The organism is Halomonas sp. WWR20 (assembly GCF_054602495.1).
In genome coordinates this window covers 15634-36077 of record NZ_JBTRHR010000005.1, presented here as the reverse complement: position 1 = coordinate 36077, position 20444 = coordinate 15634, and the positions used below count along the sequence as shown (strand labels likewise).

17 protein-coding genes and 3 tRNA genes are annotated in these 20444 nt (G+C 59.2%); 10 read left to right on the top strand and 10 right to left on the bottom strand.

Going from position 1 to position 20444, the window contains the following annotated elements:
• Positions 1–2 precede the first annotated feature (2 nt).
• Positions 3–1181: an acyl-CoA dehydrogenase gene (locus ACW4DH_RS10640; protein ID WP_459636372.1), complete on the bottom strand. Its 1179-nt coding sequence runs from the start codon at positions 1179–1181 to the stop codon at positions 3–5.
• A gap of 222 nt (positions 1182–1403) precedes the next feature.
• Between ACW4DH_RS10640 and ACW4DH_RS10635 the strand changes: the two genes are divergently transcribed.
• Positions 1404–2177 carry a FadR/GntR family transcriptional regulator gene (locus tag ACW4DH_RS10635; RefSeq protein WP_459636371.1) on the top strand — a complete coding sequence of 258 codons (774 nt, stop codon included), beginning with the start codon at positions 1404–1406 and terminating at the stop codon, positions 2175–2177.
• An 83-nt stretch (positions 2178–2260) separates the two neighbouring features.
• On the opposite strand, the gene ACW4DH_RS10630 is transcribed toward ACW4DH_RS10635, so the two are convergent.
• On the bottom strand, positions 2261–3727 hold the full coding sequence (locus ACW4DH_RS10630) for an aldehyde dehydrogenase family protein (RefSeq protein ID WP_459636370.1): 1467 nt from the start codon (positions 3725–3727) through the stop codon (positions 2261–2263).
• Between the two features lie 549 nt (positions 3728–4276).
• Here ACW4DH_RS10630 and ACW4DH_RS10625 point away from each other — a divergent pair.
• The gene (locus ACW4DH_RS10625) at positions 4277–4708 is read left to right on the top strand and encodes a DUF4383 domain-containing protein (protein ID WP_459636369.1); all 432 of its coding nucleotides are present in this window, start codon (positions 4277–4279) and stop codon (positions 4706–4708) included.
• 442 nt (positions 4709–5150) lie between these two features.
• On the opposite strand, the gene ACW4DH_RS10620 is transcribed toward ACW4DH_RS10625, so the two are convergent.
• On the bottom strand, positions 5151–5519 hold the full coding sequence (locus ACW4DH_RS10620) for a PAS domain-containing protein (RefSeq protein WP_459636368.1): 369 nt from the start codon (positions 5517–5519) through the stop codon (positions 5151–5153).
• Positions 5520–6127: 608 nt separating this feature from the next.
• Between ACW4DH_RS10620 and ACW4DH_RS10615 the strand changes: the two genes are divergently transcribed.
• The 8 genes from ACW4DH_RS10615 to ACW4DH_RS10580 all read left to right on the top strand — a co-directional run bounded on the left by ACW4DH_RS10615 (position 6128) and on the right by ACW4DH_RS10580 (position 15591).
• Positions 6128–9916 (top strand): nitrate reductase subunit alpha, encoded by a 3789-nt coding sequence (locus ACW4DH_RS10615; protein ID WP_459636367.1) that lies wholly within the window; start codon positions 6128–6130, stop codon positions 9914–9916.
• A complete protein-coding gene (gene narH / locus ACW4DH_RS10610; RefSeq protein WP_459636366.1) occupies positions 9913–11439 on the top strand; it encodes a nitrate reductase subunit beta in 1527 nt (508 codons plus the stop codon). The genes ACW4DH_RS10615 and narH overlap by 4 nt, the downstream gene beginning before the upstream one ends.
• Positions 11436–12137 (top strand): nitrate reductase molybdenum cofactor assembly chaperone, encoded by a 702-nt coding sequence (gene narJ / locus ACW4DH_RS10605; protein WP_459636365.1) that lies wholly within the window; start codon positions 11436–11438, stop codon positions 12135–12137. Before narH ends, narJ begins: the two co-directional genes overlap by 4 nt.
• A gap of 11 nt (positions 12138–12148) precedes the next feature.
• Positions 12149–12934, top strand: a complete 786-nt coding sequence (gene narI / locus ACW4DH_RS10600; RefSeq protein WP_459636364.1) for a respiratory nitrate reductase subunit gamma — start codon at positions 12149–12151, stop codon at positions 12932–12934.
• A 16-nt stretch (positions 12935–12950) separates the two neighbouring features.
• Positions 12951–13880, top strand: a complete 930-nt coding sequence (locus ACW4DH_RS10595) for a peptidylprolyl isomerase (RefSeq protein ID WP_459636363.1) — start codon at positions 12951–12953, stop codon at positions 13878–13880.
• A 325-nt stretch (positions 13881–14205) separates the two neighbouring features.
• On the top strand, positions 14206–14433 hold the full coding sequence (locus ACW4DH_RS10590; protein ID WP_459636362.1) for a hypothetical protein: 228 nt from the start codon (positions 14206–14208) through the stop codon (positions 14431–14433).
• A gap of 90 nt (positions 14434–14523) precedes the next feature.
• Entirely contained in the window at positions 14524–14982 is a 459-nt protein-coding gene (locus tag ACW4DH_RS10585; RefSeq protein WP_459636361.1) for a 2-hydroxyacyl-CoA dehydratase, read from the top strand.
• Between the two features lie 144 nt (positions 14983–15126).
• On the top strand, positions 15127–15591 hold the full coding sequence (locus tag ACW4DH_RS10580; RefSeq protein ID WP_459636360.1) for an Rrf2 family transcriptional regulator: 465 nt from the start codon (positions 15127–15129) through the stop codon (positions 15589–15591).
• 145 nt (positions 15592–15736) lie between these two features.
• Here the strand turns inward: ACW4DH_RS10580 and ACW4DH_RS10575 are convergent, their stop codons facing one another.
• The 7 genes from ACW4DH_RS10575 to mutY form a co-directional block, all read right to left on the bottom strand.
• Positions 15737–17356, bottom strand: coding sequence for a Na+/H+ antiporter (locus tag ACW4DH_RS10575; RefSeq protein ID WP_459636359.1), 1620 nt, complete (start codon positions 17354–17356; stop codon positions 15737–15739).
• Between the two features lie 728 nt (positions 17357–18084).
• Positions 18085–18483 carry a hypothetical protein gene (locus ACW4DH_RS10570; RefSeq protein ID WP_459636358.1) on the bottom strand — a complete coding sequence of 133 codons (399 nt, stop codon included), beginning with the start codon at positions 18481–18483 and terminating at the stop codon, positions 18085–18087.
• A gap of 199 nt (positions 18484–18682) precedes the next feature.
• Positions 18683–18758 (bottom strand) — tRNA-Thr (locus tag ACW4DH_RS10565).
• A gap of 27 nt (positions 18759–18785) precedes the next feature.
• A tRNA-Gln gene (locus ACW4DH_RS10560) sits at positions 18786–18860 on the bottom strand.
• A 5-nt stretch (positions 18861–18865) separates the two neighbouring features.
• A tRNA-Phe gene (locus ACW4DH_RS10555) sits at positions 18866–18941 on the bottom strand.
• Between the two features lie 87 nt (positions 18942–19028).
• Positions 19029–19307: an oxidative damage protection protein gene (locus ACW4DH_RS10550; RefSeq protein WP_459636357.1), complete on the bottom strand. Its 279-nt coding sequence runs from the start codon at positions 19305–19307 to the stop codon at positions 19029–19031.
• Positions 19304–20401: an A/G-specific adenine glycosylase gene (gene mutY, locus ACW4DH_RS10545; protein WP_459636356.1), complete on the bottom strand. Its 1098-nt coding sequence runs from the start codon at positions 20399–20401 to the stop codon at positions 19304–19306. Before mutY ends, ACW4DH_RS10550 begins: the two co-directional genes overlap by 4 nt.
• Positions 20402–20444: the final 43 nt, after the last annotated feature.

Below are 20444 nucleotides of genomic sequence, written 5' to 3'. Positions count from 1 at the left end.
GCTCAATAGAACGCCTGAATACCGGTCTGGGCCCGGCCGAGAATCAGGGCATGAACGTCATGCGTGCCTTCATAGGTGTTGACCGTTTCCAGATTGACCATGTGCCGGATCACGCCGTACTCCTCGGAGATGCCGTTGCCGCCGTGCATGTCACGCGCGTGACGTGCGATATCCAGTGCCTTGCCGGTATTGTTGCGCTTGATCAACGAGATCATCTCGGGCGCGCCCTGCTTGGCATCCAGCAGACGTCCGACCTGCAGACACGCCTGTAACCCCAGCGAGATCTCGGTTTGCATGTTGGCCAGCTTGAGTTGCACCAGCTGAGTGGCCGCTAGCGGACGTCCGAACTGCTGTCGATCCAGCGTGTATTGGCGCGCCGCATGCCAGCAGAACTCGGCCGCGCCCATCGCGCCCCAGGCAATGCCGTAGCGCGCCTTGTTGAGACAGCCGAAAGGCCCCGCCAGCCCGCTGACTTCGGGCAGGATCGCCTCGTCGGGCACGAAGGCGTCTTCGAGCACGATCTCGCCAGTGATCGATGCGCGCAGCGAAATCTTGCCGTGAATGGTCGGGGTGCTGAAGCCTTCGGTTCCGCGCTCGACGATAAAGCCCTTGATGCGGTTGTCATGGGCCTCGGACTTGGCCCAGACGATGGCAATATCGGCGATAGGACTGTTGGTAATCCACATCTTCTGGCCGTTGAGACGGTAGCCGCCGTCCACTTTGCGCGCCCGGGTACGCATGCCGCCGGGGTCGGAGCCGAAGTCCGGCTCGGTCAACCCGAAGCAGCCGACCAACTCGCCACTGGCGAGCTTGGGCAGATAGCGCTGCTTCTGCTCCTCGGTGCCGTAAGCCTCGATCGGATGCATGACCAACGAGGATTGCACGCTCATCGCCGAGCGGTAGCCGGAGTCGACCCGCTCCACTTCGCGAGCGACCAGGCCGTAGGCGACATGGCCGACGCCAGCGCCGCCGTACTCCTCGGCCACTGTCGAGCCCAGCAGCCCCATCTCACCCATCTCGAGCAGGATCTCGCGATCGAAACGCTCCTCGCGAAACGCGCTGAGTACCCGCGGCTGCAGCTTTTCCTGGCAGTAGGCGTGAGCAGCGTCTTGAATCTGACGCTCCTCATCGGTCAGCTGCTGGCTCAACAACAAGGGATCGTCCCATTGAAACGCGCTCATGGCGCCTCCTTTCTCTTGATATGGATAGCGAGGTACCGCGGCCTTTATCATGACCCCGGCGTAATGCGTAACGGAAAGGCCTTTTCTTGTCAGGAGAAAACAGCCACTCTCTATTTATCACTATAAATAGGATAAAATAATGCTCAATGACGACCTTAGTCTAGGATGCCGTGAAATCGTTGGCAGAGGCGTCTCGGCATTGAAGCTCTCAGGAACCTCGCCATGAACCACTCTCTCGAAGGCATCGACAAGCCACAACGATTGAAGCGCTCGGATCAGATCGTCGAGGCGGTGAAGCGCTGGATCGTGATCAAGAATCTCCAGCCAGGGGATCGATTGCCCAACGAGAAAGCATTGATGGAATTGTTCGAATGCGCCAAGGGCACGGTGCGTGAAGCGCTCAAGTCACTTGAGGTCCAGGGACTGGTCAAGGTCCGCACCGGCCCCAACGGCGGCGCCGTGCTGGCCCAGGTGCCCTATTCGCTGGCCTCGCAACTACTGCGTAACTACCTGCACTTTCAGCATCCCACCGGGCCCGACGTGTACCGCCTGCGCAAGCTGGTAGAGCCGGAGCTCGCCGCCATGACTGTCGAGCATCTGCGCGAGGAGGACCTCCTCGAGCTGGAGCGTCTGACGGCGCGTTGCGAACATCCCGCCGACTCGTTTGAAGAACGCCTTGCCCAGCGCATCGCCGAGCTGGACTTCCACAACGTGCTCGCCCAGCGCTGTCCCGACCCGTTGCTCAGCTTCATCGGGCGCTTTCTCAACGACATGATTCGCGACCTGGTGGTCTTCAAGAAAACCCAATTGCCCGAGCAACATGAATTTTCTAAAGCCAATCTGCACGACCACCACGCCTTGATCCAGGCGCTGCGCGCGCAGGATCGGACCGCTGTCAGGCGTTTGATGACCGAACATATGGCGACGGCGGAGTACTTCAACATCGAACTGGAGGGTCAGCTTGCCTCCAGTCTGCTGTCCGCCGAGACGCTCTGATTCAAGACTCCATAGGCTATGAAACCGCCCCCCAATACGACGGCCGGTCTCGCGAGCCCGGCCGCAAGGAAGCTTTCAGCCGCTCAGAACGGATACTGGCGCGGCGTGTGCTGCACGGTGATCCAATGGTCGGTGGTAAATTCGTCGATCGCCCAGTCGCCATTGAAGCGCCCGATACCGGAATTCTTCTCACCCCCGAAGGGTGCATTGGGCTCGTCGTTGGTCGACATGTCGTTGACGTGAGTCATCCCGGCCTGAACACGCTGGGCAAATTTCACACCACGCTCTAGATGGGTGGTGTAAACGGAACTCGACAGGCCATATTCGGTGTCGTTGGCCAGTTCCAAGGCATGCGCCTCGTCACGCGCCCGTTGAATGCCTACCAGCGGGCCGAAGATCTCCTCGCTAGCGATTTCCATTTCCTGCGTGACGTCGCCGAAGATATGCGGGGGAATCACCTGCCCCTGAATCTCGCCTTCCAGCAAAACTTTTGCCCCGTCACGTTTGGCCTGCGCGATCTTATCCCTGAGACTCTCGAGCTGCTTGGCATTAATGATCGGCCCAATCACGGTCTTTTCATCATTGGGATCGCCGACCGCCAAGGCCTTGGCGCGCTCGACGAAACGAGCGACGAAAGCGTCATAGCAAGACTCATCGACGATCAGACGATTGACTGCCATGCACACCTGCCCCTGATGCAGAAACTTGCCCGCGATCGCCCCATCGACGGCCTGCTCGATATCGGCATCGTCCAGCACCACCAAGGGACCATTGCCCCCCAGCTCCAGCGCGACATGCTTGAGATAATCGCCGCCACTGGCGAGACGGCCGATATTGCGTCCTACCGGGGTCGACCCGGTAAAGGAAATGAGTTTAGGAATGGAATGCTCGACGAAGGCATCGCCGATCTCGGAGCCCGGCCCCACGACCACGCTGAGCACACCCTCCGGCAGGCCGGCTTCCTCGAAGATCTTGGCTAGCAGCACGCCTCCGGTAATGGGCGTATCGCTGGCCGGCTTGATGACCACGGCGTTGCCCACCGCCAAGGCCGGCGCCACCGACCGCTGGGAGAGCTGCAACGGGAAGTTCCAGGGACTGATAACCCCGACCACCCCCAGCGGCTGGCGATAGACGCGACTCTCCTTGCCGGGAATGCTCGACGGTAGGATACGCCCATGTACCCGGTTGGGCAGGCTCGCCGCCTCCAGCGTCACTGCACGCACCAGCCCCACTTCCAACTGCGCCTTGAGGCGTGTGCTGCCCGCCTCCTGAATCAGCCAGTCGACAACCTCTTCCTCGCGCTCCTCGAGGATTCTCGCGGCACGTAGCATTACCTCGGCGCGCGCCGCCGGGCCCATCTCCGCCCATTCGGGTTGTACTTCCTGCGCCTTGCGGTATGCCGCATCCATATCCTCCCGATTGGCCATGCGCAGGCTGACCAGAATGCTTTGATCGTAAGGATTATGGTTATCCAGCGTGCGTTCGCTACGCCCCTCACGCCATTCGCCAGCGAGGGGTTGCAGATAAAAATTTTCATAGGGTTTACGCATGATCTCATCCTTTCTCTGGGCAAAGACGCAATACGTCTCGCTTCACGGCTCCGCCAGCAGTGTGCTCATTGGCCACCCTGCTCGCTCTCCTTAGCCATGCGTTGAATGCATAAGCCCGAAGCTTGGCTGCTCGCGAGAAAGGACCTTTCCCTTCCCTGCGGCCTAGCATCACGGCATGGATAGATAAATCAAGGCCATACGGGCCGAAACGATGGGATATCCCATAGTATATTCAGCGTAGCTGACACATGTGCTACGTCACTTTAACCACGGATAAAATCCGCACACTCTTCCCACCTTAACCATTCAGGCCACGCTCACCACGGTCCGCGCCAAGCCGTATCGTCGATATTTTAATGTTTTCAACCCGACGGAGCGGTAATAGCCTCCCCAAGTTCGCATGAACCTTCTACTCTTACTCAGGCGAAATATCGGCTTTCGTCTACGCATCAAGGAATGGCCTGAGCTCACGGCAGACTGAGATTCTTGCCATAGCGTACTTAACGAACCCAGGCATTGACGCTTAATCCAAACGGAACAGGAGGCCTTATGGTCAAGAAGTTTGCGCTTATCTTCGGGATTATTTATACCCTCGTCGGGATACTGGGTTTTATCCCCGGCCTTGTCACCATGCCCGACATGACGGGTGAACTGGCAGTTGACGCTGGACACGGCAGGTTGCTCGGCCTGTTCCCGGTCAACTTCCTGCATAACCTGGTGCACTTGGCGGTGGGTATTTGGGGAATTGTCGCTGCGAAGAGCTTTTCGGCGGCCGTGGTTTACGCAAAGGCCAACGCGGTACTGTTCGCCCTGCTGGCCATTCTCGGGTTAATTCCCGCCACCAACACGCTGTTTGGACTCACGCCACTGTATGGCAACGATATCTGGCTCCATATTCTCAACGCCCTAGTCGCAGGCTACTTCGGCTTCGGTCCTCCTGCCGGCGCAAAAGCCGAAACGAGCAAGCATCGGCCCCAGTAAGCTACCTATTAGATGCAAAGCGAAAGGGGACGATACGTCCCCTTTTCTGATCAATATTGTATATACCCCAACCCCACCTAACGTTTCCGCCAATACAGCAAGCACCTGCCGTTTTCTCGGCCCACATCGGCAGCACCGCGAATCCAATTGCTGGATAAGCCGCTCTGACCGCTCGCCGACTTCGAGCTTGCGGCCGCCGACCTCCACCGGCCGGGTAGTGATTCGACGGTTGGCAGACTGGCTAGGCTTCGTCTGAAAAGTCGACGAGCGATGGCCAGGCAAGACAAAAATTGGCGAAAAGACGGAGTTTACGGGTTGTAAATGAGTATTTTGAGTCAATTTTAACGCCGCATGGTCGAGCGCAGGCACTTTTCGGATAAAGCCTAGGATCAGCCGGGGACCAAGCCTACCGCCAGGGTAGGATTCGATTGGTCTGAACCGACTATTCGGTCGGCCGACAAAAGGCCGCTGCACCGACCACTCTCCCGCTATCATCCGCGATTAGAGCGAAACTTACCTCGACGTAACAGGCCTGGCCAGCCGCCGTCTGTGCCCGAGTCCGAACGAACTGGCCTCCCAGGCGAGCCACGCCCGAGCCCATCGCCTGCTCGAAACCATGCCAGTGTGCCGCACGTAGTTTTTCAGGAATAATCAGGTCGAGGCTTTGCCCGAGCGCCTGCTCAGCGGTGTATCCAAAAATCTGCTCCGCAACTTGATTCCAATACCGGATAAGACCCGTGCGATCGGCATAGACCGTGGCGAGTGGGTTGGCTTCCAGTATGGAGTCCAAGGTATTCGAGGGTAGGGTCATACGTATCTCCCATGGGAACAAAACTAGCGCTTGCCAAATAGCTTAACCATCAGTTCGGAGCGAATACTGGTTATCTTAAATCCAACTTCTCGAAAAAAATTCATAAGTAGAATGCTTTCCGAGGTTCTTAACGGATATTGCATAACGTATTGCAGTTTCACGTTGCATATTCAGATTGCGTATCCCGCATTGTAATCATGAGGCTTCTGCGCCATTTAATGTTCAGAGGCTCTGACATATTGTTAACCCAACTTACACCATAGGGTCTTCAAGGTTATTACAAATTATCTTCGCCAGGGCCCATGCATACCCTGACACTGTGGTAATCACTATTGCGCCCCTTAGCCAGCAAACCCTTGACTCAGATCAACCGAAAGAGAATGCATAAGGTGCAGTTTACTGGCTTTTGTCGCAACTTTCCTTTCCAAGGTGGCAACCAACGACAGGAATTTATCAGGCAATACAATAAGTTGCGAGCCTAGTCTGGACAATTAGGCTTTTTCCAAAACCGCTCTACTCCTACTGCAGGGGCTTTGACTTCTCACCGAGGCGATACCAGCTTTGAATAAGTGAAGTGCACCACAGGCCCAGAACTTAGGGACGGATCGATGAGCCATTTTCTTGACCGCCTGACATACTTTCGCCGCCGCCAGGATCGATTCTCGGATGGGCACGGAATTACAACCGATGAGTCTCGTGAGTGGGAAGATGCTTACCGCAAGCGCTGGGCATCGGACAAGATCGTACGTTCGACTCATGGCGTGAACTGTACAGGCTCCTGCTCCTGGAAGATCTACGTTAAGGGAGGCATCGTCACGTGGGAGACGCAACAGACCGACTATCCGCGCACCCGTCCCGATCTGCCTAATCACGAGCCACGCGGTTGTCCGCGTGGCGCCAGCTACAGTTGGTATCTCTACTCGGGTACACGCGTCAAATACCCACTCGTTCGTGCGCGGCTGCTGCGGGCGTGGCGCGAGGCACGCGAGACCAAGTCGCCGGTGGCGGCCTGGCGTCATCTGGTGCAGAACCCCGAAACGCGCTCCAGTTGGGTGTCACGGCGTGGCCGCGGCGGTTTCATCCGCGCCGACTGGGAGGAGGTCAACGAGCTCATTGCCGCTGCCAACGCCTATACCATCAAGGAGTATGGCCCCGACCGCATCGCCGGCTTTTCGCCGATCCCGGCCATGTCCATGGTCTCCTATGCCTCCGGTACCCGCTATCTGAGCCTGATCGGTGGTACCGTCCTGAGCTTCTACGACTGGTATTGCGATTTGCCGCCATCCTCGCCGCAAACCTGGGGCGAGCAGACCGACGTGCCGGAGTCGGCGGACTGGTACAACTCGGGTTTCCTGCTGGTGTGGGGCTCCAACATCCCCCAGACCCGCTCGCCGGACGCGCATTTCTACACCGAGGTTCGCTACAAGGGCACCAAGAGTGCTGTAGTTTCGCCGGATTACTCCGAGGCTTCCAAGTTCGGCGATATCTGGCTGCACCCCAAGCAGGGTACCGACGCCGCACTCGCTTTGGCGCTGGGTCACGTGGTGCTGCGCGAATACCACGTCGACCGCCAGGTCCCCTACTTCGACGACTACGCCCGCCGCTTTACCGACATGCCCTTCCTGGTGAAGCTGGTCGAACGCGACGGTCGCATGATTCCCGATCGTCTGGTTCGTGCCGCCGATTTCGAGGGCGCACTCGGCGAGACCAATAATCCCGATTGGAAACCGGTCGCGTTTGACGAGATCAGCGGCAGGGTCGTATGCCCGCTGGGTAGTTCCGGCTACCGCTGGGGCGAGGAAGGCAAGTGGAACCTGGAGGAGAAGGACGGCCGGGGCCGAGAGGTGCACCTCGGGCTCAGCCTGGCGGAGAAAAGCGATGACGTCGTTGCCGTTGCCTTCCCGTATTTCGGCACGGTGGCGCCGGAGACCTTCGTCGCCACCGAGCATGACGAGATCCTGATGCGAAACGTGCCGGTGAAGGCACTGGATCTGGTGGACGGCAAGGCCTACGTCGCCTCCACCTATGACCTGTTCCTGGCCAACTATGGCATCGATCGCGGCCTCGGCGGCGATAACGTCGCCGCCAGCTACGACGACAACCTCCCGTTCACACCAGCCTGGGCCGAGAAGGTCTGCGGTGTGCCGCGCGATGCGATCATCCAGGTGGCGCGCGAGTTCGCCACCAACGCCGAGAAGACCAACGGCCGCTCGATGGTCATCGTCGGCGCCGGCCTCAACCACTGGTACCACATGGACATGAGCTATCGCGGCATCATCGCACTGCTCACCATGTGCGGCTGTATTGGCCAAAGTGGCGGCGGCTGGGCGCACTACGTTGGCCAGGAGAAGCTGCGTCCGCAGACCGGCTGGCAGCCGCTGGCTTTCGCCAGCGACTGGCTGCGGCCGACGCGCCACATGAACGGCACCAGCTTCTTCTATGCGCATACCGACCAGTGGCGCTACGAGTCGTTGAAAATCTCCGACATCCTGTCGCCGACGGCACCGGTCGGCGACTGGTCGGGGGCGATGATCGACTACAACGTGCGTGCCGAACGCATGGGTTGGCTGCCCAGCGCGCCGCAGCTGCAGAGCAATCCCATCGAAATCGGCCGCCAGTTCGTCGAGCGTGGCGCCGACCCGCTCAAGGCCGTTCCCGAGGCGCTCAAGTCCGGTGAGCTCAAGATGGCCTGCCACGACCCGGACAATCCCAAGAACTGGCCGCGCAACATGTTCTTCTGGCGTTCCAACGTGCTGGGGGCGAGCGGCAAGGGCCATGAGTACTTCCTCAAGCACCTCATCGGCTCGCTGCACGGTGTGGTCGGCACCGATGATGCGCGCAACGGCTACGAGCGCCCCGACGAGGTGGCCTGGCACGAGGAGGCGCCGGCCGGCAAGCTCGATCTGATGGTGACCATCGACTTTCGCATGTCCACCACGGCACTGTACGCCGACATCGTACTGCCGACCGCGACCTGGTACGAGAAGCACGATCTCAACACCACCGACATGCATCCCTTCATCCATCCGTTGACCGCGGCGGTGGACCCGGTGTGGGAGGCCAAGAGCGACTGGAACATCTTCCGCGGCATCGCCAAGAAATTCTCCGAAGTGTCGGCGGAGGAGCTTGGCGTCGAGCACGACCTGGTACTGACGCCGACGGCGCACGACACACCGTCCGAACTCGCCCAGCCCTATGCGCCGCGCGACTGGGGCAAGGGCGAGTGCGAGCCCGTGCCCGGCAAGACCATGCCCAACGTTACCCTGGTCGAGCGCGACTACCCGGCGACCTTCGCCCGCTTCACTTCGCTGGGGCCGGGACAGGAAACGCATGGCAACGGCTCGCGGGGGCTCAACTGGAGCGTCACGCCAGAGATCGAGCTGCTGAAGGCGCTGAATGGCGTGGTCCCGGACGGCCCCAGCGCCGGGCGGCCGAGGATCGACAGCGATATCGATGCCTGCGAGACCATCCTGACGCTGGCGCCGGAGACCAACGGCGAGGTGGCCATCCGGGCATGGGCGTCGCAGTCCAAGCAGACCGGGCGCGATCATCATCACCTGGCTGAAGGCAAGGAAGAGGAGAAGATCCGCTTTCGCGACATCGTCGCCCAGCCGCGCAAGATCATCACCTCGCCGACCTGGTCGGGCATCGAAAGCGAGCACGTCTCCTATACCTCGAACTACACCAACGTCCACGAGCTGATTCCCTGGCGCACCCTGACCGGACGTCAGCAACTCTATCAGGATCATCACTGGATGCGGGCCTTTGGCGAGGGCTTCGTGACCTGGCGTCCACCGATCGACACGCGCTCGGTCAAGCAAGTGCTCAACAAGCTGCCCAACGGCAATCCGGAGATCCAGCTCAACATCCTGACGCCGCACCAGAAGTGGGGCATCCACTCGACCTACACCGAGAACCTCATCATGCTCAGCCTCAGCCGCGGCGGTCCGACGGTATGGATCAGCGAAGAGGACGCCAAGGCGGCCGACATCGAGGACAACGACTGGATCGAGGCCTTCAACATCAACGGTGCGCTCACCGCCCGCGCCATCGTCTCGCAGCGGGTCATGCCCGGCTCGGCCATCATGTATCACGCGCAGGAGAAGATGGTGAACACCATCGGCTCGGAGATCACCGGGCAGCGCGGCGGTATCCACAACTCCGTCACGCGCGTCAACATGAAGCCCACCCACATGATCGGTGGCTACGCCCAACTCGCCTACAGCTTCAACTACTACGGCACGGTCGGCGCCAACCGTGACCAGTTCGTCATCATTCGCAAGATGAGCGAAACCAACTGGTTCGACAAGGCCGTGGACGATTCGACCGATACGCATGCCACAGCGGACTGGGGCATAGGGACGAAGGCTGACGCCGCGAAGAAGGAGACGCTATGAAGGTACGTGCGCAGATTGCGATGGTACTGAATCTCGACAAATGCATCGGTTGCCATACGTGCTCGATTACCTGCAAGAACGTCTGGACCAACCGCGAAGGCGTCGAGTATGCCTGGTTCAACAACGTCGAGTCCAAACCGGGCGTCGGCTACCCCAAGGATTGGGAGAACCAGAATCGCTGGAAAGGCGGCTGGATGCGCAAGAAGAACGGCACGATCCAGCCACGCGGCGGCGCCAAGTGGCGCCTACTCTCGAAGATCTTCGCCAACCCCGATCTTCCCGAGATCGATGACTTCTACGAGCCCTACACATTTGAATACGAATGGCTGCAGAAGGCGCCCGAACTGGAAGCGCAGCCATCGGCAAAACCGCGCTCGCTGGTCACCGGGGAGACCCTGAACAAGATCGAGTGGAGCGGCAACTGGGAGGACGACCTGGGCGGCGAATTCGCCAAGCGTTCGCAGGACTACAACTTCGACGGCTTGGAGAAGGAGATCTACGGGCAGTTCGAGCAGACCTTCCTTATGTACCTGCCCAGGCTCTGCGAGCACTGCCTCAATCCCTCCTGCCTGGCCTCCTGCCCCTCTGGTGCCATCTACAAGCGCGAGGAAGATGGCATCGTGCTGATCGACCAGGACAAGTGTCGTGGCTGGCGCATGTGCGTGTCGGGCTGCCCCTACAAGAAGATCTACTACAACTGGTCGAGCGGCAAATCCGAAAAATGCATCTTCTGCTTCCCGCGTATCGAGGTGGGACAACCCACCGTATGCTCCGAAACGTGTGTCGGGCGCATTCGCTACCTGGGTGTATTTCTCTATGACGCCGACCGCATCGAGGCGGCGGCGTCGGTCGAGGATCCCCGGGACCTCTATCCCGCCCAGTTGGACGTCTTCCTCGATCCCTATGATCCTGCGGTTCAGGCGCAGGCAAAGCGGGACGGGGTACCGGAGTCTTGGGTGGAGGCGGCAGGCCGCTCCCCCGTCTACAAGATGGCCGTGGAGTGGAAGGTCGCCTTCCCGCTGCACCCCGAATATCGCACGCTGCCCATGGTCTGGTACGTCCCGCCCCTGTCACCGATTCAGTCGGCCGCGGAGGCCGGCAGGATGTCCGTCAACCATGGCATGCCGGATGTCCGCTCGTTGCGCATTCCCATGCGCTACCTGGCCAACCTGCTCACCGCGGGGGACGAGGAGCCGGTTGCCACTGCACTGGAGCGAATGCTGGCCATGCGCGCCTACATGCGTGCCAAGACCGTCGATGGATGTATCGATAATAGCATCGCTGAGCGTGTCGGCCTCACCGGCCCCATGATCGAGGAAATGTACCGATACATGGCCCTGGCCGCCTACGAGGATCGCTACGTCATCCCCACATCGAATCGTGAATTGAATGAAGACGCTTACCACCTCCGCGGCTCCTCAGGTTTCGGCTTCCAGGAGGCGAGCAACGGCAGAACGAAAACCAACCTGTTCGGCGGACCCAAGCGTGCTGCCCGCAAACCCTACACGGACGTACCGACATGAGAACGACACTGCGTGCGCTATCGGCGTTGCTTGGCTACCCCTCCATCGAACTCAAGGAGCATATCGGCGAGGTTCGCACCGGCCTCCATTCAGAGGCGGCCATCCCCGCCCCGTTGCTGGAGCGACTGGAACCGCTTCTGCAGGCCTTCGAGAACAAGGATCTGATCGATCTGCAGATCGACTATTGCGAGCTCTTCGATCACTCGCGCCCGCTCTCGCTTCACCTCTTCGAGCATGTCCATGGCGAGAACCGTGAGCGCGGTCAGGCGATGATCGATCTGGGCCAGCAGTACATCGATCGAGACTTCATCATGCAGGCCTCCGAGTTGCCCGACTACCTTCCCCTGTTTCTCGAATTCCTGTCCTGCCTACCACCCCAAGAGGCACGGGAATGGCTGGGAGAGCCGGTTCACGTGCTGGCGGTGCTGGAACAGAGGCTGTCGGAACGGGAATCACCTTACGCGGCGATATTCCATGCGCTGGTGGCCCTGGCCGATGCCCGCCCCGACCCCACGGCCGTCTCCGAGCTGCATGAACGTACCGGGCCCCATACGGAGAAACCGATTGATGAAGAGTGGGAGGAAGCGCCGGTCGACTTCAGCGCCCCTCCACCCCGGAACCGCAATGACGATACGACCTGGGTGATCGATAGAATCCGGTCGGCTAGCGAAATGCCAACCTCGGCGGGTAGGCACTAAAGGAGGGTGTGATGAACGAACTCATCAACTATCTGATGTTTGGCTGGTATCCCTACCTGGTCGTTACCGTACTGATCCTGGGCAGCATTCTGCGCTTCGACAAGGGGCAATACACGTGGCGCTCGCAGTCCTCGCAGTTTCTTCGGCGCAAGCAACTGATGGTCGGCTCCAACCTGTTCCACCTAGGCGTGATCATCCTGTTCATCGGTCATTTCGTGGGCCTGTTGACGCCGATCGGGCTGTTCGAATTCTTCGGCATCAGCCACGGCTTCAAGCAACTGACAGCGCTCATTGTGGGCGGGATTGCGGGGATCGCAGGCTTTATCGGCTGCAGTCTGCTGCTCTATCGACGCCTGTCCGACCCGCGCATCCGCCGAAGCTCCTCCGTGGGGGACATCCTGGTGCTGGTGCTGCTATGGCTACAGCTATTTTTAGGGCTCTCCACGACCCTCTGGACCATGGATCATCTGGGTGGCGAAGAGATGGTCATGTTCATGGGCTGGGCACAGGGGATACTGACGCTCGACCCGGGTGCTGCCTACCTGATCGCCGATACCTACCTTGTCTACAAACTGCATATTGTTCTGGGTCTGACGCTATTTCTGATCACGCCTTTCACACGGCTGGTACATATCTGGAGCGCGCCCATCTGGTACCTGCTCCGGCCGGGCTATCAGATCGTACGCTCGCGCTCGAAGCGCGGCGGAGTCACGACACCCACGCATAGTCCTGCCGGGCTCGCGCCAAGCTCCGGCGGCAGCTCGACATCCCGTGGCCATAGCGAGAGCGCACAATAAGCGGTGAGGAGACACCATGAATGAGCAGATCATTGCAACGGATGTGGGCACGCCTGCTCGACCGGAGCCCGTCATGCCTAGTGCCTGCGAGAGCGGAGGCTGTGGTGGTGGCGCTACGGCAGCTGACCCTCGGATCCGGCCGGCGCCGCCAAGCTTTGGGACGGTCAGTGTCAATGGTGTGGAGGTCGAGGCCGAGGCGATCGCCCAGGAAATCCAGCATCACCCGGCAGCAGACGGTGAGACGGCCTGGCAGGAAGCCGCACGGGCACTGGCGCTGCGCGAGCTGATGCTTCAGGAGGCTCACCGTCAAGGGGTACGCGCCGTCCCTGAAGTGGATGAAGCCGGGCGCTGCGAGACCGAGGACGATGCGATCGTACGGGCCTTGCTGGAGCGGCAGCTCCAGCCTGCTACCGCGAGGGAAGAAGAATGCCGGCGTTACTACGAGGGCCACATCGCCCGCTTTCGGACACCTGATTTATTCGAGGCTTCGCACATCCTGATCGAACCGGAGGGCGATAAGGAGAAAGCGTGGATCAACGCCCAGACCAGAGCCCAGACAATTGCCACGGAAGTCGGCGATGATCCGGCAGCGTTCGCTGCAGCGGCACGCGAGTTCTCCAACTGTCCCACGGCTCACCAGGATGGCTCACTGGGACAGGTGCGACGCGGGGAACTGGTTGCAATCGTGCAGGAGGCCCTGGAAGCGCTTGACGAAGGCACCACCGCCCGTGAGCCGGTCCGCTCCCGCCATGGCTGGCACGTGCTCCGTCTACAGCGCAGGATCGAGGGCAGGACGCTGCCTTTCGATATGGTCAAGGATAAGATCGCCGACATGCTAGAGGCCCGCGCCTGGGCGGTTACAGCGACACGCTATGCCGCGGATCTTGTAGCCTCGGCGGAAATAGAGGGCGTGCTGATCGAGCCATCACCCGTGGGGGTCCAATAATGCAAACACTGGGGGATCTGCTGGGTGCAGCGAAGCGCTCCGCTACAGGCTTCCAGGCGTGGATTGAAGCCACTGATCCTCGCCTTGCAGAAGAGGCGAAGCTGGCTGCCGAGTGCGCTGACATGTCGCTGGCGGGCTTCGCCCGGGTCTGCGTTGCCGATTTCAGTCGCTTTGCCGATCAGCACGCCTGGACCCAACTCATGAGCAGAGCCAGCGATAGTGACGATCCAGGAGCCACTTGCCTCACTAGCATGGTGCGCTGGCAGTTGATCCATGAAAGGCTGCCTAGGCAGCCCTCCTTAGCGCGAGAAGTAAGGAGTATCCAATGAATACGACACCGCCTGTCGAACCCTCCGACGATACGACGAATGACGCACCGCTGAATCCCGCGCTCAAGAAGCGGCATGATGAGCTGTATGGCCCGGATCAGCGAGGTACCGATCCCATGAAAACAGTCTCTGTTCAGAAGGACGAAGGGAAAGTCTGGCCGATAGTCTGGGCAGTCGTCACGATTCTTTGCTTGGCCATCGCCGTTGTGCTGATTTTCTTCTGATAACAGATAAGGTAACGCCATTCTGGGAGAGCTGTCATGGCCCGTAGCGCCTCTCCGAGAGGCCAGGCACGAACTCAAGGACACTGACTCATGGCATTCCGTCAAGTGAAGGACCTACTAGGTTGGATTGTCGATTTTCATGAGCAACTAGCGGCTCGGTATGAAAACCTTGCCGATGAGCAGCAGGACGAGCGAATGAAGATGACACTCACGTTCCTGACCGATCGAGAGCAGCGCATGAGTCGCGCCATGGCAAGCTATATCGAGGATGCCCATCCCAACCTGCTGAAGACCTGGTTAATAGACAGCCAGGACTTCGGTCATCCCAATGTCCTGGCCCGCATCCCCAAGTGCCTCGGCTGCCGGGACGTTCAGGAAATTCTGGCTAACGCACTGACGGTACATCAAACCCTGAAGGACATGTATCGGTTACGTGCCGAACTGGCTCGGACTCGTGAGGAGGCGGAGCTCTTCGAAAACCTGATGCGGAACCAGGAGACCGAGGCGCGCCTGCAAGCACGCGATATCGCACGCCTGGAAGTCTACTGAGCGGGGGGCGACGGCATCGCTTTAGTGTTGCATATGTCCCGAAATAGCGACTATCGGCCTACGGTCGAGGCTTGTGTATGGTGACTTCGAACCATAAGATATATATACAATGTACCTTATGGCAAATGCCCGAGAGTGTTCGACATGCATATCACCCGCTATACCGATTACTCTCTGCGCGTACTGATATTCGTGGCCCTCAAGGGGGAAGAGCGTTCGACCATTAGCGAAATTGCTGATCACTATTCTATCTCGCGTAACCATTTGATGAAGATTGTTCATGATCTGACTCGCAGAGGGTACCTTCTGGCGATTCGGGGCAAGCATGGCGGGCTTTTGCTCAAGGGGCGCCCCGAGGATATCAACTTGGGAAAGCTGATTCGCGATACCGAGCAGGACTTCGCCTTGGCCGAGTGCTTCAGCGAAGGTGGCCGGTGCGTTATTACCCCAGCCTGTCGGCTCAAGATAGCGCTCTCCGAAGCACTGAATGCCTTCTTCCAGGTGTTGGATGGCTACACGCTGGGGGATCTGCTGGAATCCAGCGGCTGGCGACGGTCTGAACTGCTCAGCCTGCTGCAATTACCTACCGAGGCGCCTTCGCCGACATGACCCCCCGCGATATCGGTAGGCATCGTACTAACGCCATCAGGGAATAACGCTTTCTGACAGCGGCCCCGCATGGCTACTCCCTCTGCGCCGTAGTAGCGAAAAAGCCACACCTTTCGGCGTGGCTCAGTAACGTCGCAATCGATGATCATTGCAGTGCCGCTTCGTCGTAGTCCAGCTCACGAAGCAGCGTCTGCAGCATCTGCTCGTCGATATGGCGACGCTTGCGCAACCGGTAGAGCTCCTTGCGCTGAATCTGGATGGCTTGCAGACGCAGCTCAGTCTCCAGCGCATAGCGTTTGCGGGCATGGTCGGCCTGATTGTCACGTTCCAGCGCCATCGCTTGCAGTTCCTGGCGGTAGGACTCGATGATTCGGGCAGTGACCGAACTTTTCATCTCCGAGTCGTCCTCGGCCGGCTGATTCCCCCTCTCCTCCAGCCACATGACGGCGGCCTGGGTAGCGGTCTGGCGCGCCTTGAGCAACTCACGCTCGTGCTCTGCCAGATCATTGAGCGATAGAAACTTCATGAAATAGGGAATGCCTAATGCACCGATTACCAGCGAGAGGATGATCACCGCGGCAGACAAGAAGATCATCAGGTCGCGGCCGGGAAAAGGCATCCCATCGACGAGCAGCGGCACCGATAGCACGCCCGCCAGGGTAATCGCACCGCGCACGCCGGCTACCGAGCTCAAGGCCGTGATCAGCAGCAACGGCTGACTCTCGCCGTCCTTGCCGCGCAGCTTGAGCAGGCGGGTCTCGGCCCAGTGGTAGGCATAGATGAAGGCAAAGCGGATCGCCAGCAGCAGCGCCATGATCACCACGGCGTAGAGCATCAGCGTGCTCATCGCGTAGCTCTGGGTGACGGAAGCCTCCCAGACGCGCTCGAGGATGCCGGGAAACTGCAGCCCAAGCAGCAGAAACACCACGCCATTGAAGCTGAAATCGAGCATTTCCCAGATGCTACGGCTGAGGATGCGGGTGCTGGTCTTCACCGGCAGCATGTCGACGCGGCTCTGTACCATGCCGGCGGCGACTGCCGAGAGAATGCCCGACATGCCGACATGCTCAGCGATGAAGAAAGCCGCGAACGGCAACAGCAGGATAGTCACTACATAAGTCGCCGGATCGTAGAGATTACGTGCGGTCATCCACTGCTTGATCTTGCCGACCGTCCAGCTCAACCCACCACCGATCAGCAATCCACCCAGCGCGACGACCAGAAACTCGCCGGAGACCGAGAGTAGCGAGAAGCCACCGGTCATGACAGCCGCGATGGCAATCTTGAACGAGACCAGGCCCGTGGCGTCATTCATCATCGCCTCGCCTTCCAGCTGGTGCGACATGTGGCGTGGCAGACGGCCCTGGGCAATGGCGATGACCGACAGCGCATCGGTGGGCGACAGGATCGCAGCCAGTGCGAAGCTGGCCGCCAGCGGAATCGACGGGATGAGCCAGTGAATGAAATACCCCATTCCCACGACCGTGACCAGCACCAGCAGCAGCGACATGGCGGCTATCTGCCCGCCATGCTCGGTGAACTCCTTCTTGGGGATCTTCCAGCCGTCGTAGAACAAGAGCGGCGGAATGAACAGCATCATGAAGATCTCGGGATCGAGCTCGACTTCCATGCCGAACGGCGGCAGGGCAAGCAAACTACCCAGCACTATCTGCAATATGGGAAGCGGGAGCGGGATGATGTTAGCGACAATACGACTGGCGCCAACGGCCAGTGTCAGCAGAAAGATGAGGTTGAGTATTTCCATGGTGGTGGCAGGGCCGGCTAGGTAGCGAAAGAATCTTGTTGCCAGTAGCTATCGGCGGCGAAACGGGTCTCTGCAATCTTTCATCACTTCCGAAGACATGGCCCGCTATCGGCCGAGGCGCCCTGACGTCTCCTGCCGCTGCATCTATGGCAGCGTGCGGAGTAACTGCTACCTAGCTTACGCCTAAAACAGTGTTTTTCTATGGAACGAATAGGGAGCAACCGAGCTAACTTGACTGAAGTCATGTGGCCCCGTATCCACAGGTCGGAACCGGGCCAATATTTCATTTGAACCTTGCACCCAACAGACCGATCAGTCGGAAACCTTCGTTCGGTGCGTTGAGCAGTTGCAGCTGATTTCGGTAATCGTTGGAGACAATGATTCGAGGTTAGCGACGGACGTTAGGTTCTGTACGAAAAGTCAGCACCTAGTCAACAGCTTATGCAAGCTAGGCATACCATGGCGCGAAAGCTACGGGCCAACTTGTCATAGCATGTAGCGATTCACAAAAGGTTAACCGGTTCAGACTCAATCACGTTTATAGATTTCATAGTATCAGTGTCTAGGCATGTGGCCTCGCTGGTCCGTTCGCTCGCCCGGTCTTTTGGGACTGGTTTTTACCAATCGATGACCCCTTCCCTTTCCAGCCCTTTCCCTCGTGGAGATAGCCAGGCGTCAGCTACCCGGCATGATGAGTTGCGTAACCCAGGCCTCCATTGACGGAGGTATCACTGAGACAGGTAAGTAGACACACGCCGGAGCATCGCTTGGCTATCAGTAGTGATCCTGATTTGGTCGGGGCCTATCGGGGAATACACCTTGCTGGGTTGGGTCACTGGTTCACCATCAAGCTGCAAGGAGATCTTTTTTCCCACTTGGCCATGAATCCAGCTATCGAACTTGCCGAAGCACTCAGGGGTTTCGACCATATCGTAAATTACATATGGCTTCCCGTTGACATCTGTGCGCAGTTCCACATTTTCAGCACACTCGGACCTCAGTGCGAAGCGACTATCGTGTCCCTCGAAAGAAAAACCGGAATCGGGCTCATCCAAGGGTGCTGACTGGCAGGCAGTTAAAAGCGGCAGCCAGAGCGCTGCCACTATGTACCAACGAGAAATAGACATTGATGTACTCGTAGTGATCAGTAGGTGTAGCGAATCATCTGGCCGAGGCTGTGACTTGCGCACTTTGCGCCGGACCACCTGGAGGAAGCCGTCAGGTACAACCCGTTGGCCGATATGGACAAAAAACGAACACACAAAAAAAGCCGCTCGATGGCGACTTTTTGATATTCGATAACGCTTGATTTTTCTAGCTTACCCGTGGTGCCGGCACCAGGAGTCGAACCCGGGACCTACTGATTACAAGTCAGTTGCTCTACCAACTGAGCTATGCCGGCATGGGCAACGCTTGAAAATATGTTGGCTGGCTGGGGTACCAGGATTCGAACCTGGGAATGCCGATACCAAAAACCGGTGCCTTACCACTTGGCTATACCCCAGCATATGGTGGCCAGAGACGGAATCGAACCGCCGACACGGGGATTTTCAATCCCCTGCTCTACCGACTGAGCTATCTGGCCGCTGCCAACGGGGACATATTTAACTAAAAAGCTTTGGAGCGGTCAAGCCTTTTATTTCAAAAACATGCCGCCCCTGGTCGCCGCTCGTTAGCGGCTTTCCGACGGCGGTACGAAGCCCTCCGCCTGATCGGTTTCACGGTTATCCAGGAAGCGCTCCATCTGCTCCATCAGATAGGCGCGGGCTTCGGGATCGAGCAGGCTAAGATGTTTTTCGTTGATCAGGCGGGTCTGCTGCGCCTGCCACTCTTCCCAGGCCTGCTTGGACACGTTGTCCTGCAATTCCTTGCCTTTGGCGCCCGGCAGCGGCGGGACCGCCATGCCTTCCATATCTCGTTGATACTTGCGGCAGAACACGGTGCGGCTCATAAGATCTTCTCCTCCTGCGTAGTGGTGATGTGCGCTTGCGACAGACTTTCCAGCAGCTTCTTGACCGGTGCCGCCAGCCCTATGTTGGCGGGAGTCACGGGGTCATACCACTGGCGGCTGCCCTCGGTCACTTGATTGGTACCGGCGTCTAGCCGGGCGGGCCTGGGAGTGATATTCAAGCGAAAGTGGCTGAAGGTGTGTGAAAACGATTTCCACGCCTTATCCAAGCGCGCTTTAGGATAATGTAGTGCCAGCCAGCCATGCAGTCCGGCGTCTTCCTCGAACTGGGGAAAGCACCATAAGCCGCCCCACAAGCCGCTCGGGGGGCGCTGCTCCAGAAGCACGCGCCCTTCACTGTCGCAGAGCAGCAGCATCAGGGTACTGCGTTCCGGCAAGGTCCTGCGAGGCTTGGCTTCGGGAAAACGCCGCTCCTCGCCGCGCCGGTGCGCGATGCACACATCCTCGAATGGGCACAGCAGACAGCTCGGCTTGCCGCGTGTACATAGCGTAGCACCAAGATCCATCATCGCCTGGGTGTAGTCGGGCAGGCGACTGTCGGGCGTGTAACGCTCGGCAAGCTGCCATAGCTCGCGCTCCACCGGCGGGCGTCCGGGCCAGCCTTCCACCGCATGCAGGCGCGCCAGCACGCGCTTGACGTTGCCATCGAGAATCGGTGCGCGTGCGCCGGTGGAGATACTGATGATCGCGCCAGCGGTGGAACGGCCGATCCCGGGCAACGACGCCAACGTTTCGACACTCGCCACGGGGAACTCCCCTTCATGCTGCTCCACCACGACTCGCGCCGCTTTGTGCAGGTTGCGCGCCCGGGCGTAGTAGCCCAGCCCCGTCCATAGGTGAAGCACCTCATCCTGGTCCGCGGCAGCCAGTGCCTGCACATCGGGGAAGCGGGCCATGAAGCGCTCGAAGTAAGGAATCACCGTTGCGACCTGGGTCTGCTGCAACATGATTTCGGACACCCAGACACGATAGGGTGTCTTGTCGTGCTGCCAGGGCAATGTCTTGCGGCCGTGAACGTCGAACCAGTCGAACACGCGCTGGCGAAACGCCTCGGGTGTAAGAGCAATATCTTGCATACCGCTTGTACTGACCTCCTGAATCATGAGCGTTGCCCCATCG